Origin of the sequence: Methylobacterium sp. B4 (assembly GCF_003201865.1) — a bacterium.
Classification (GTDB): Bacteria; Pseudomonadota; Alphaproteobacteria; order Rhizobiales; family Beijerinckiaceae; genus Methylobacterium.
In genome coordinates this window covers 55,330-68,279 of the sequence record NZ_QJJJ01000016.1, presented here as the reverse complement: position 1 = coordinate 68,279, position 12,950 = coordinate 55,330, and the positions used below count along the sequence as shown (strand labels likewise).

Below are 12,950 nucleotides of genomic sequence, written 5' to 3'. Positions count from 1 at the left end.
GTGTGCCGCGGCACGTCGCCCCTGCCTCCGGGGTCGATTTCGCCGCGGTGGCCCCGGCGCCCGGGATGTGCAAAACGCCTTGTGAGCCGCCGCCCCGCGAGACCCCCGTGAGCGAAGACAAGCCCTCCAAGCCCGGCAAGACGCTGCTGAATCCCGAGCGGCGGCCGGACGACGTGGATCAGTCGATCCGCCCGCTCAGCCTTTCCGAGTTCATCGGGCAGCGGGCGGCGCGCGCCAACATGAACATCTTCATCGAGGCGGCCAAGAAGACCGGCCAGGCCCTCGATCACGTGTTGTTCGTGGGCCCGCCGGGCCTGGGCAAGACCACGCTCGCGCAGATCGTCGCCCGCGAGCTCGGCGTGAACTTCCGCTCGACCTCCGGCCCGGTGATCGCGAAGGCCGGTGATCTCGCCGCGCAGCTCACCAATCTGGAGGAGCGCGACGTCCTCTTCATCGACGAGATCCACCGTCTCAACCCGGCGGTGGAGGAAATCCTCTATCCGGCGATGGAGGATTACCAGCTCGACCTGATCATCGGCGAAGGCCCCGCCGCCCGCTCAGTGAAGATCGAGCTGCCGAAATTCACCCTGGTCGGCGCCACCACCCGCGCGGGCCTGCTGACGACCCCGTTGCGCGACCGCTTCGGCATCCCGATCCGCCTCGAATTCTACGAGATCGACGAGCTGGAACTCATCGTGCGCCGGGGCGCGCGGGTGCTCGGCCTCGGCATGTCGGAGGAAGGCGCCAACGAGATCGCCAAGCGCGCCCGCGGCACGCCGCGCATCGCCGGGCGCCTGCTGCGCCGGGTGCGCGACTTCGCCATCGTCGACGACGCGCCGACGGTGACCCGGGCCATCGCCGATCGGGCGCTGCAGATGCTCGACGTCGATCCCGTCGGCCTCGACGTGATGGACCGCAAGTACCTCACCCTGATCGCCTCTTCCTTCGGCGGCGGCCCCGTCGGGATCGAGACCATCGCCGCCGCGCTCTCGGAGCCTCGCGACGCGATTGAGGACATCATCGAGCCCTACCTGATCCAGAAGGGTTTCGTGCAGCGCACCCCCCGCGGGCGGGTGCTGACACCGCACGCCTTCCGCCACATGGGCTTCGCCGAACCGCGCCGCGATCCGGGCACGCAGTTCGGCCTGTTCGGCGGCAGCGACGATCCCGATGCCTGAGGCGGACGAGCGCGCTCGCTCCGACAAAGGAAGGCCCGTCTCCGTCACCCGCCGCACCGTCCTGGTCGGCCTCGGCGCCACCGCCCTGGCCGGCGCCGGCACGGGCGCCTACGCCGTCGGCATCGAGCCGATGCGCCTTGCCATCACACGCTACCGGCTCCGGCCGCTGGGCCCCTGGCCCGAGGGGCTGAAGCTGCGGATCGTCGCGCTGGCCGATATCCATGCCTGCGAGCCGTGGATGTCGGCCGCGCGGATCGCCGGGATCGTGGCCGCCGCGAATGCCCTGAACGGCGATGTGACGGTGCTGCTCGGCGACTACCTGTCGGGCATGAACCTCGTCACCCGCACCCTGGAAGCGGCGGAGTGGGCGCCGATCCTGGCGGGACTCACCGCGCCGCTGGGCACCTACGCCATCCTCGGCAATCACGATTGGTGGGAGGACCGATCGGCGCAGGCCCGCGGCGCGGGTCCGACCGTCGCGGGAGAGGCGCTGCGGAAGAACGGCATCCAGGTGCTGCAGAACGAGGCGCTGCCGTTCTCCGTGCGCGGCCACGAGGTGTGGCTCGCCGGCCTCGGCGATCAGGTCGCCTTCCAGCCGAGCGCGAAACAGCGGGGCCATGCCCGGATCGGCATCGACGACCTGCCCGGCACGCTCGCCCAGATCCCGGACGGGGCGCCGGCGATCCTGCTCGCGCACGAGCCCGACATCTTCCCCGAGGTCCCGCCCCGGATCGCGCTGACGCTCTCGGGGCATACCCATGGCGGACAGGTGCGCCTGTTCGGCTACGCGCCGGTCGTGCCCTCCCGCTATCGGAACCGCTTCGCCTACGGCCATGTGCGCGAGCAGGCGGACCTGATCGTGTCCGGCGGCCTCGGCATGAGCATCGCGCCGGTGCGGTTCGGCATCCCGCCGGAGATCGTCGTGGTCGACCTCGGAGCGGAGCTAGGCTCGACCCACTGACGATGCGCTCAACGCATAGCAGTCGGTGCAAAAGACGGCAGCAGCTTCCGAACTTCCCGCGCATCGAAACGTGGCGGGGCTCACCAGCCACAAGGACAAATAGCTCATACAAAACGCTTTTCGCTGGGCGTCGTCGGCATCCGGCTTCCGAGTCGTCCGCCCCGGGGCCTGTGATCACAGGAGCGTGTCGGACGGGAACATGCGTGCAGTGCACAAGTTGAGGCCGCGACCCCGCTCTTCCAAGAGCGCCGGCCCCACACGATCCCAGCACGACCTTCCAAGGAAACCACCGCCATGAAGTCGACCGTCCTGGCTGCCCTCGGCCTGTCCGTCGCTCTCACCGCGCCCGCCCTGGCCCAGGACGCCCTGCCGCTGCGCATCGGCGCCGAGGCTCCGATCGGCCGCGCGGCCACCGACACCCGGGAGTTCCGCGCCGAGGCCCTGCGCTCGGACGCCGCCAGCATCGAGGCGAGCCGGATCGCCCTGGAACGCTCCCGCAACCCGCAGGTGCGCAACTACGCCAACCGGGTTCTGGTCGAGCGTGAGGCCACCACCAAGGCGCTGCTGCCCCAGGGCACGTCGCTGACCGCCAGCGGTCGCGTCGTCTCCGACCAGCAGGGCATCCCGACCCGCCTCGACAATCCGGTCGGCGTGGTGCTCGCTCCCGTGACGCTGGCCGCCAATATCGGCACCGGTATCGTCGGCGGCGTGCTCGGCGGCGTCGGCCTGATCGACAACAGCCCGGGCGAGCCCGGCCGCCGCGTCGCCCTCGGCCCGAACGGCCAGCAGCGGCTGGAGCGCCTGCGCTCGGCCCGCTCCGCCCGCGAGTTCGACCGCACCTACGTCAACGAGCAGGCCCGCTCGGACGCCCGCACGCTGGCCCTCTACAGCAGCTATGCCCGCAACGGCGACAGCGCCGCCGGCCGCAGCTTCGCGGGCGAGGCGCTGCCCTACATCGCCGACGAGCACGCCCACTCGGCCACCCTCGCCAATCGCATCGGCGGCTGAGCCATCGGACTTCCACATGCCGGCAGGGCCGCCCTCGAAAGGGGCGGCCCTCGCCGTTGGCACACCGACTCTCGCCACCGCGGGTCGGAGCCGGTAAAGACCGGCCCTCCTTCGAGACCCGGATACCCATGGATCCGACCCCAGGCGCCGACGCGCACCGCCTCCCGCTGCGTGTCTATTACGAGGACACCGATTTCTCGGGCTTCGTCTATCACGCCAGCTATCTGCGCTTCATGGAGCGTGGGCGCACCGAGTTGCTGCGCGGATTGGCAGGCGACCAGTCTGAGTTGCACGCGGAGGGGGCAGGGCTCGTCTTCGTCGTGCGAAAGATGAATCTCGACTACCTCAAGCCCGCACGCATGGACGACCTGATCGAGGTTCACACCCGCTCGAGCGAGTTGCGCGGGGCCTCCCTGCATCTCGCCCAGGAGGTGCGCCGGGGCGAGGAGGTCTTGGTGCGCGCCGACGTGGTCGTCGCCTGCGTCCGGAACGGGCGCGCGATCCGCCTGCCGGACAGCCTGCGCCGCGCGCTGACGCCGCACGGGCACGGCTCCGTCTGACAGCGGATATTTGCATTGCTATCATCGGCAGCCGGCTTTCTCCGAGCGGTCCTTCTCAATTCGTCCGCCGACCCACGACGATCGACGGCAAGGTTTCGCAACGGTTTCTTAACTCTGAAGCGGGCTTAGACTCGCCTGCGGGAAGTCTCGCCCCGCGCCGCAGCATGGGCCGGAGCCGGTCCCGACCCTTACTTTCGACAGATTCCCGAGTGATCTCAATCCACATCGCTCAAAGGATCAGTCGGCAGTCCGGTGCGCTCCAGCGCGGCCCTGACGACGCGAGGATCGTTCGATGACTCCAGCCGATGCCATGCAGGCCGCGCCCGTCGCAGACATGAGCCTGTTCGGCCTGTTCTGGCAGGCCCACTTCGTCGTGAAGCTCGTGATGATCGGCCTGCTCGGCGCCTCGATCTGGTGCTGGTCGATCATCGTCGACAAGACGCTGCTGTTCCGCCGCACGGAAGCCGAGATGGATGCCTTCGAGGAGGCGTTCTGGTCCGGCCGCTCGCTGGAGGAACTCTACCGCTCCTTCAATGACCGCCAGCCGACCGGCCTCGGCGCCCTGTTCGTCGCCGCCATGCGGGAATGGAAGCGCTCCTTCGAGGGCTCGGGCCGGCAGATCCACTCGCTGTCGCAGCGCATCGACAAGGTGCTCGACGTGACGATCCAGCGCGAGGTCGAGCGGCTCGACTCGCGCCTTCTCTTCCTAGCCTCGATCGGCTCGGCCGGTCCCTATATCGGCCTGTTCGGCACGGTCTGGGGCATTATGACCGCCTTCACCTCGATCGCCGCCTCCAAGAACACCTCGCTCGCCGTCGTGGCGCCGGGCATCGCCGAGGCCCTGTTCGCCACCGCCATCGGCCTGTTCGCGGCCATCCCCGCGGTGCTCGCCTACAACAAGCTTCAGGCCTCGGTCGCCAAGTCGCAGTCGCGGCTGGAGGGCTTTGCCGACGAGTTCTCGGCGATCCTCTCCCGCCAGATCGACGAGCGCCTCTCGGTCGCCGCCTGATCGGCCGTTCGCACAAGCGGGAGCCAAGCTCATGGGCAGAATTCGATGGGCATGACGCACGGCGCGGCGCAGGGCGGCGGCAAGCGCCGCCGCCGCGGACGGCGCGGGCAGGGCGCCATCAACGAGATCAACATGACGCCGTTCATCGACGTCGTGCTGGTGTTGCTGATCGTCTTCATGGTCGCCGCACCGATGATGACGGTGGGTGTGCCCCTCGACCTGCCCCAGTCGAAGGCGAGCCCGCTCAACTCCGACGTGAAGCCGATCACGCTCTCGATCCGCCGCACCGGTGAGGTCTACCTCGGCGAGGTCGAGCTGAAGGACGACGACATCGTGCCCCAGCTCATGCAGACGGCCAAGACCGGGACCGAGGAGCGCGTGTTCGTGCGCGGCGACAAGCGCGTCGATTACGGGCGCGTGGCTCAGGTGATGGCGATCGTGACCGGCGGCGGCTTCAAGAAGGTCGCCCTCGTGACCGAGCCGGAATCGAACTAGCGGGGCGAGGCATCGTGGCTTTGCGCTGGCCCAACGCTCTCACAGAGCCTTTCAAGAACCGCGAACCGGGCGTCTGGATCTCCGCCGGGGCGCATGCCGCCGTGCTGGGTCTGGCCCTGTTCGCCGTGGCCGCGCCGGCCCTGCCGGACGCGCAGGAGGGCGTGCCGGTCGAGGTGCTGACCGAGCAGCAATTCTCGGAGCTGACCCGCGGCGAGCGTAATGCGGAGCGGCCGGAGAAGACGCCCAACCGCGCCGACCGCGTGGCGGAGAAGCAGGAGCAGCGCGAGCCCGAGAACGCCAAGACCGACGCGCCGGCTGCCCCCACCCGCATCGCCGACACCAAGATCGCGGCCGTCGACGCCATGCCCCTACGCACGAACGAGGCCGACCCCGTGAAGGAGGAGGCGGAGGCCGCTGCCGCCAAGGCGGAGGCCGCGAAGGCCGAAGCAGCCAAGGCGGAAGCCGCCAAGGCCGCCGAAGCGAAGGCCAAAGCCGAATCCAAGGCGAAGGCGGACGCCGCCGCCAAGGCCGAAGCTGCGAAGGCCGAGGCCGCCAAAGCCGCCGAGGCGAAGGCGGCCGCGCAGAAGGCCGAGGCCGAGAAACGCGAGGAGTTGCAGAAGCTGATCGAGCGCGAGCAGGCCGAAGCCGACGCCAAGGCGAAGGCGGACGCCGCGGCCAAGGCGCGCGCCGATGCGAAGGCCAAGGCCGACGCCAAGGCGAAAGCCGAGGCCGAAGCGCACGCCAAGGCGGAAGCCGCCAAGGCCGCGGAGGCGAAGGCCGAGGCGGAAGCCAAGGCCAAGGCCGAGGCCGAGCACCGCAAGCAGGTGGCCGAAGCCAAGGCGAAGGCGGAAGCCGACGCGCGGGCCAAGGCGGAGGCCGCTGCGAAAGCCAAGGCGAAGGCGATGGCCGATGCGCGGGCCAAGGCGGATGCCGAGGCCAAGGCGCGCCAGCAGGCGGAGCTCGCCAACAAGTTCAGCCCCGGCGACATCCGCGAGACCCTCGCCCGCTCGCCGTCGCAATCGACCGGCGCCACCGGCCGCGAGGTGCAGCGCACGGCCTCGCTCGGGACGGCGACGGGCAATGCCCAGCGCCTCTCGCCCTCCCTGCGGGATGCGCTCGTCGGCATGCTCCAGCAGCAGATCGAGCGCTGCTACTCGGCTCCGCCCGGAGCGACGCAGGGCGTGGTGCTGCCGATGCTCGACATCCGCCTGAACGCGGACGGCTCCCTCACCAGCGAGCCGCGGGTGATGCGGTCGGGCTCGAACGCGGTCGACCAATCGATCGCCCAGGCCGCGCTGCGGGCGGTGCGGCGCTGTGCGCCCTACAAGATCCCGGCCCAGTACGCGCCCTATTACAACGACTGGAAGGCCATCAACGCCGAGTTCGAGTTCTCGCCCGTGTGAGCCTCGACCGGCCCCGCCGACCGCCTCGCGCGATCGGCTCCTCCCAGCATCCCTTCCCGACGATCCCGGACTTCTCCATGCCTGGAACAGCCATCACCCGGCGCAAGCTCCTGCCGGCGCTCTCGGTCGCCCTCGGCGTCCTCGCCCTGGTGCTCCCCGCCGCCACTCCGGCGCAAGCGCAGCTTCAGCTGCGCATCGGCAGCGGCGCCTTCCAGCCCATGCCGATCGCGATCGCGGATTTCGCGGGCGACGCGAGCCTCGGCTCGCTCGTCTCCAGCGTGATCACGAACAACCTGCGCCGCTCCGGCTACTTCACGCCGCTGGACAAGGGGCGCTTCCCCGAGAACCCGAGCTTCGACGCCGCGCCGAACTTCGAGGCCTGGAAGGGCGCGGGCGTCCAGGCCCTCGTCACCGGCCGGGTCGGGCGCGACGCCTCGGGCCGGCTCACCGTCGCCTTCCGCCTCTGGGACGTGGCCTCGGGCCAGCAGATCACCGGCCAGCAATACGGCACCGATGTCGCCAACGCGCGCCGGACCGGCCACCTCGTCTCGGACGCCGTCTACACCAAGATCACCGGCCTCGGCCCCTGGTTCGACAGCCGCGTGGCCTATGTCGACGAGTCCGGCCCGAAGGAGAACCGCCGCAAGCGCCTGATGGTGATGGATCAGGACGGCGCCAACGTGCGCGCGCTGACCGGCGGCGCCGACGTTTCGGTGGTGGCGCCGCGCTACTCGGCGGCGGGCCAGGAGATCGCCTTCATGACCCAGGCGACCGGCCAGCAGCCGAAGGTGCAGATGATCGACCTCGAGACCGGCAAGCGCCAGACGGTCGGCAACTTCGCCTCCATGAGCGCGAGCCCGCGCTTCTCGCCGGACGGGCGCCGCCTCGTGATGAGCGTGCAGCAGGGCGGCAACGCCGACATCGTGACGGTCGATCTCGCTTCCAAGGCGCAGACGCCGATCACGCAAGGGCTCGCGATCGACACCTCGCCGTCCTACGCGCCGGACGGCAGCCAGATCGTGTTCGAATCCGACCGCGGCGGCTCGCAGCAGATCTACGTGATGGGCGCCGACGGCTCGAATCCCCGCCGCATCTCCTTCGGTGAGGGCGCGGCCTCGCAGCCCGCCTGGTCGCCCCGGGGCGACCTGATCGCCTTCACCCGCCAGCGCAAGGGAGGCTTCGCCATCTGCGTGATGAAGCCCGACGGCTCGGGCGAGCGGGTGCTGACGGAAGGCTTCCACAACGAGAGCCCGACCTTCTCCCCCAACGGCCAATACGTGATGTTCTTCCGCGATCCGGGCGGGCAGGGGGGCGGCAAGCTCTACATGGTCGACATCACCGGCAAGGTCGAGCAGCCGGTGCCGACGCCCTCCTTCGCCTCGGACCCGACTTGGTCGCCGCTTCTGGCGGGGCGCTGAGCGCACAACGCCAACGGCCGTCCGGCCACGCAAAAGACCGCGCGAGCCGGGTCCGGCTTGCACGGCGAGACGGTCTTCGAGGAGAAAAGAACGGCGGCGGAAGCGATCCGCAGGTGGGGCTGATGCGTGTTCGAAGTCGCGCCGTGTCGGCCGCTTCTGCGCCCCTAAGGATCCGCTTCCGCCGTGTGTTCGTGGCGGGCCGCTAAGTCCGAGACCGAACGGGTTCTCAGCCTATCGTTGCGGCTTCGCGCTGCGGTGGAGTCATTCCTGTCTCCTCCAGCTTTCGCCAACAAACCGCGCGAAAACAACGCCGTTTCTTGGCAGATGTGCTTGCGATCGCGAAGCACCCCGGTAGACTGCGACTGTGTTCGCGGCCCGTCAAGCGGGAAAATGCCGCCAAGCCTACTGATTTTGGCCCGAGCGAATTCTTGCGCGACAAAACCGTTCGCCGGCAAGATGTTACGCAAGGGCAGGGAAGAATGTTCTACGGCTGATGGGGCGGGCCGCGCCGTCAGCGCCCTTCCAGGAGCCGGTTCTTGACGAGGTAGCGGATGCCGCGGTCGAAGGACTCGTCCGTGTTGCCGCGCAGATCGACGCTGTAGGCCTGCTCGGGTGCGTCGCTCCTCAGCGGCTTCAGGTAGACGTTGATGTTGAGGATGAGGTTCGAGACCTTCTGCACCTCCCCGGTGACGGCAGCCTGTGCGCCGAGGCGCCGGGCGAAATCCTCGGCGCAGCCGTTGCAGGCCCGCAGATCCGAGCCCTTCGCCACCTCATCCCGCAGGGAATCGGTCGGCACCACGGTATAGCGTCCGCTCTCGGCCAGCAGCGCGCGGAACGTGTCGCTGGTGCGCTTCAGCCGCTCGTGCTCCGCCTCGCTGGGTTCGGTCGGCCCACCCCGGGCGAACTGGAAATCGAAGACCGCGACCTTCTCGGGCTCCGCCTGCGCGGCGCGAGGCATGAGCCCGCCCGCGAACGCGAGAAGGACAAAGGCATGTCTCGTGGGCCGGCGCATCGTATGTCTCCTGCCGGCCGCCATCGGGCGGTCGCTCCCGGACAACCCGAGCCGGACACGATCGTATCAAGGCGCGGGGGCATCGGCCGGATTCGACGTGAACGGGGCCGGACACAAAGCAGCATCAATCGTCGGCGAAAGTGGCGCCCGTCCTCGCCTCGATCCCCCCAGCGGCAGGGCAAGGCGGCGGATCGGCGCGACGCCCCGAGGCGGATGCGCCGGTCCGCCGCTCAGATCGCGCCGAGCCCGCGCTGCACCGCCGGCCGCGCCAGGAGGGTATCGAGCCAGCGGCGGACGTGGGGCAGGTCGGCGAGCGCGATGCCCTGTTTCTCGTGGAACTTGGCCCAGGTCAGCGTGGCGATGTCGGCGATGGAATAGTCGTCGGCCAGATATTCGTGGTCGGCCAGCCGCCGGTCGAGCACGCCGTAGAGGCGCTTGGCTTCTTCCGTGAAGCGGTCGATGGCGTAGGGGATCTTCTCCTGCGCGTAGATCCGGAAATGGTGGGCTTGGCCCAGCATCGGCCCGAGGCCGCCGACCTGCCAGAACAGCCATTGATCGACCGCGGTCCGTGCCCGCTCGTCGGCCGGGTAGAGGCAGCCGGTCTTGCGGCCGAGATATTGCAGGATCGCACCCGACTCGAACACCGAGATCGGCGCGCCGCCCGGCCCCTGCGGATCGACGATGGCCGGGATCTTGTTGTTGGGCGAGATAGCGAGGAAGTCGGGCGCCATCTGCTCGCCCTTGCCGATATTCACCGGCACCACGCGGTAGGGCAGCCCGCATTCCTCGAGCATGATCGGGATCTTCCACCCGTTCGGGGTGCTCCAGGTGTAGAGGTCGATCGGCTGCGCCGTCGTGGTCGCCATGCTGGCATCCCGGAAAAAGCGGGCCCGCGCCCATCCTCACCGACGACGTAGCGCGGATCGCCCCGGGGGCTCAAGCGCAGGGTCAAGCGCGACGATCGTGCGCAAGTTGTGCCGGACGCTTGCTCTTTGAGCGCCGATGCGGCTGTGTTGCCGCGTGGACGGCCGGTGCGCCGAATCCATCCAGCGGAGTTGCCCGATGTTCGCTCGTCTCCTCGCCGCGGCCATGCTGGCCGCGCCGCTCCTTCTCGCGCAGGCCGCCACGGCCAGGGAGGCCGGAGCGGCCGCCAAGGAGACGTCCAAAGAGACGGTCAAGGAGCCGAGCATGGCCCAGTCGGCCGCCCGGGAGCGGCAGAAGAAGTGCGGCTCGGAGTGGCGCGCGCTCTCGGCGACCGAGAAGGCCGCGCAGGGGCCCAAATGGCCGCAATATTACAGCAAGTGCGTCAAGCGCCTGAAGGAGCAGAAGGCCTGACGCGCTCGCGGCCCGACCCCTGCGCCGGCGCGTGGCCCGACCCGCGTGAACCGATCGGCCGCCGCGGTGTTGCCCGGCGGACCTGTCCGTGCCCGGAGCCCGATCTCGATGGAGCGTGAACGCCGCTTCCTGCAGCGCGCGGTGGCGCTCGCCGCCGTCATCCCCGTGCTGGCGGGCCTCTACGGAGTTCTGTTCGGCATCGGCGGGATGGGCGGCGGCACGCCGCTCAACGTCTCGGCCGACAGCCACTTCCGCTATCTCTCCGGCCTGCTCACGGGCATCGGCATCCTGTTCTTCACCTGCGTTCCGGGGATCGAGGGCAAGACCACCCTGTTCCGGTTCCTCATCCTCGTGGTGGTGCTCGGCGGCCTCGCCCGGTTGCTCGGCCTCTACCTCACCGGCGTGCCCTCCGTGACGATGCTGGCCGCGCTGGCGGTGGAGCTCGGCCTCGCGCCGCTGCTCTGCCTCTGGCAGACGCGGGTCGCGGGGCTCGCGCGCGACGCGGCGCTCGATGCGGCCCGCACGGCGGGAACCGCGCGGTGAGCCGGGCGGCGGGGGGCGCCGTGTCCCTCGGTGACCGCCTGCTCGACGCGATCGACCGCCGGGTTCCCGAGCCCTCCGCCTGGGCCTTCGCCCTGCGGATCTGGCTCGCCATGATGCTGGCGCTCTACACCGCCTTCTGGCTCCAGCTCGACAGCGCCTCCTCGGCGGCGGTCTGCGTCGCCATCCTGGCGCAACCCAAGCGCGGGCAGGCCCTCTCGAAGGCCGGATACCGCTTCCTCGGTACGGTGGTCGGCGGTGTCGTCGCCATCGCCCTGATCGCCTTGTTCGGGCAGGATCGGGTGCTGCTGCTCGTCGGTTTCGCGGTCTGGCTCGGGCTCTGCGTCTTCGTCGCGCAATTCCTGCAGGACACCCGCACCTACGGGGCGATGCTCGCCGGCTACACCGTCGCGATCATCGCGGTGGCCCATATCGATGCGCCGCAGACCGCCTTCGACGCCGCCATCGGCCGCATCGCCGCGATCACCGTGGGCATCGTCGCGATCACCTTCATCAACGACGCGCTCGCCTCGCCGAGCACCTGGCGAACCCTGCTTCCACGCCTCGCCGAGGCGCATGAAGCGGCCCGGGCCTTCGCCCGCCAGAGCCTGACGCAGGGTGATCCCGGCCCCGAGCGCGCGGCGGACCTGATCCGGCGCATCGCCCCCATGCGCGCGGATGCCGGCGCCATCGCCGCCGAACTCGACGACGGCCGGCACCGGGCGGCCGGGGCCCGCAGCGCCATCGCCGCGCTCTACGTGCTGGCGGCGGCAAGCCGCGCCCTGGCCGCCGCCATGGATCGCCTCCCCGAACCCGGACCGCTGGTGCGGGAGGCGCGGGCCCTGGCGCTGCGATCGGTCTCGGACGGGCAGGACGCGCGGCCCGACGCGCTCGCCGGCATCGGCGACCGGCTCCGGGACATCGTGGACAAGGGCATGCGGAGGCCCGGCCGCTCGCTGGACGAAATCGTGGCGCTCCAGCGCGCCCTGGACCTCGGCGAGGCCGCGGCCTTCGCCGAGGACGGTCTGCGCGCCCTCGCCGACGGCCACCGGCCGCTACGCGACGTCGCGCTCCCGACCCACCGCGATTTCCAGGTCGCCTTGCGCGCGGCCTTGCGCGTCGTGATCGCCTTCGGCTTGACCGCCGGCTTTCTCGTGCTGGCCGGGCTGCCGCAATCCTCCTTCGCCCTTGTGCAGGTCGCGGCGACCTGCTCGCTCTCCTCGGTCACCCCCGATCCGCGCAAGTTCGCGCAAGGGGTGCTGATCGGGATGCCGTTCGCCGCGCTCTGCGCCGGAATCACGCTGTTCGTGATGCTCGACGGAAACCAGGGCTTTCCCCTGCTCGCCATCGCCATGGCGCCGGTCGTGATCCTCGGCTGCCTCCTGTCGCTGAACCCGCCGACCTTCACCATCGGCTTCATCACCATCGTCTTCTATCCCGTGCTGATGGCGCCGGAGAATCCGCAATCCTACGATCCGCAGACCTTCCTCCTGAACGCGCTGCTCGTGGTGGTCGCGGCGGTGATCCTGTTCCTGACCGTTCGGCTCGTCCTGCCGATCTCCGCCTCGCAGCACCGCGCCTTCGCGCTGGAGGAGGCGCGCCGCGATCTGGCCGAGGCCCTGGCCGGGGAGGGGGGCGATGCGGCCACGCGCACCAGCCTGAACGCCGACCGCCTCTTCCAGTTCTCCGCCTGGAACTCGGGCAGCGGTGCCGTGCGCCGAGCGAGCCTGCACCATGCCTTCGCCGTGGCGCGGCTGGAAGCCGCCGCCGCCCGGGCGCATGCGCAGTTGCGACACTTGCGGGGGCGGGAGGCGCTCGTCCCGCCGCTCGCCCGCGCGCGCGAAGCGCTGGCCGCCGCCCGCCCCCGCGACCTCGACCGGGCCGCGCAGGATCTCATCGCAGCGGCCACCGCGCAGGACCGCGACGGCCGCCTGGGGCTGGCGCGGGCGGTGAGCGACCTCGCGACGGCCTCGCGCGTTATCACGCGACACGGGCGCCTCTTCCGGCGCCTGTCCCTCCTCGATGCCTGAC

Annotated in this window: 13 protein-coding genes; 11 read left to right on the top strand and 2 right to left on the bottom strand. The window is 70.2% G+C overall.

All coding sequences use genetic code 11. The features are described 5' to 3' along the window. The first annotated feature begins 107 nt into the window (after positions 1–107). The 8 genes from ruvB (at position 108) to tolB (ending at position 8,032) form a co-directional block, all read left to right on the top strand. The gene (ruvB, locus tag BY998_RS17670) at positions 108–1,178 is read left to right on the top strand and encodes a Holliday junction branch migration DNA helicase RuvB (protein ID WP_110352921.1); all 1,071 of its coding nucleotides are present in this window, start codon (positions 108–110) and stop codon (positions 1,176–1,178) included. Further along, positions 1,171–2,139, top strand: coding sequence for a metallophosphoesterase (locus tag BY998_RS17665; protein WP_110352920.1), 969 nt, complete (start codon positions 1,171–1,173; stop codon positions 2,137–2,139). The genes ruvB and BY998_RS17665 overlap by 8 nt, the downstream gene beginning before the upstream one ends. Positions 2,140–2,433: 294 nt before the next feature. Further along, positions 2,434–3,147, top strand: a complete 714-nt coding sequence (locus tag BY998_RS17660) for a DUF4142 domain-containing protein (RefSeq protein WP_110352919.1) — start codon at positions 2,434–2,436, stop codon at positions 3,145–3,147. Between the two features lie 128 nt (positions 3,148–3,275). Further along, entirely contained in the window at positions 3,276–3,707 is a 432-nt protein-coding gene (ybgC, locus tag BY998_RS17655; RefSeq protein WP_110352918.1) for a tol-pal system-associated acyl-CoA thioesterase, read from the top strand. Between the two features lie 292 nt (positions 3,708–3,999). Beyond that, positions 4,000–4,716, top strand: a complete 717-nt coding sequence (gene tolQ / locus BY998_RS17650) for a protein TolQ (RefSeq protein ID WP_110352917.1) — start codon at positions 4,000–4,002, stop codon at positions 4,714–4,716. 45 nt (positions 4,717–4,761) lie between these two features. After that, the gene (locus tag BY998_RS17645; protein ID WP_110352916.1) at positions 4,762–5,211 is read left to right on the top strand and encodes a biopolymer transporter ExbD; all 450 of its coding nucleotides are present in this window, start codon (positions 4,762–4,764) and stop codon (positions 5,209–5,211) included. A gap of 14 nt (positions 5,212–5,225) precedes the next feature. Beyond that, on the top strand, positions 5,226–6,614 hold the full coding sequence (gene tolA / locus BY998_RS17640; RefSeq protein WP_110352915.1) for a cell envelope integrity protein TolA: 1,389 nt from the start codon (positions 5,226–5,228) through the stop codon (positions 6,612–6,614). A gap of 77 nt (positions 6,615–6,691) precedes the next feature. After that, positions 6,692–8,032, top strand: a complete 1,341-nt coding sequence (tolB, locus tag BY998_RS17635; protein ID WP_110352946.1) for a Tol-Pal system beta propeller repeat protein TolB — start codon at positions 6,692–6,694, stop codon at positions 8,030–8,032. Between the two features lie 511 nt (positions 8,033–8,543). On the opposite strand, the gene BY998_RS17630 is transcribed toward tolB, so the two are convergent. After that, positions 8,544–8,990, bottom strand: coding sequence for a DUF3280 domain-containing protein (locus BY998_RS17630; RefSeq protein ID WP_110352945.1), 447 nt, complete (start codon positions 8,988–8,990; stop codon positions 8,544–8,546). A gap of 284 nt (positions 8,991–9,274) precedes the next feature. Beyond that, positions 9,275–9,910 carry a glutathione S-transferase N-terminal domain-containing protein gene (locus BY998_RS17625; protein ID WP_110352914.1) on the bottom strand — a complete coding sequence of 212 codons (636 nt, stop codon included), beginning with the start codon at positions 9,908–9,910 and terminating at the stop codon, positions 9,275–9,277. 196 nt (positions 9,911–10,106) lie between these two features. On the opposite strand from BY998_RS17625, the gene BY998_RS17620 reads away from it, so the two are divergent. The 3 genes from BY998_RS17620 to BY998_RS17610 all read left to right on the top strand — a co-directional run bounded on the left by BY998_RS17620 (position 10,107) and on the right by BY998_RS17610 (position 12,949). After that, complete coding sequence (locus BY998_RS17620) at positions 10,107–10,379, top strand: hypothetical protein (protein ID WP_110352913.1); 273 nt, start codon at positions 10,107–10,109, stop codon at positions 10,377–10,379. A 108-nt stretch (positions 10,380–10,487) separates the two neighbouring features. Then, positions 10,488–10,922: a DUF4345 domain-containing protein gene (locus tag BY998_RS17615; protein WP_110352912.1), complete on the top strand. Its 435-nt coding sequence runs from the start codon at positions 10,488–10,490 to the stop codon at positions 10,920–10,922. A 20-nt stretch (positions 10,923–10,942) separates the two neighbouring features. Beyond that, entirely contained in the window at positions 10,943–12,949 is a 2,007-nt protein-coding gene (locus tag BY998_RS17610; protein WP_280952919.1) for an FUSC family protein, read from the top strand. The last annotated feature ends 1 nt before the right edge of the window (position 12,950 follow it).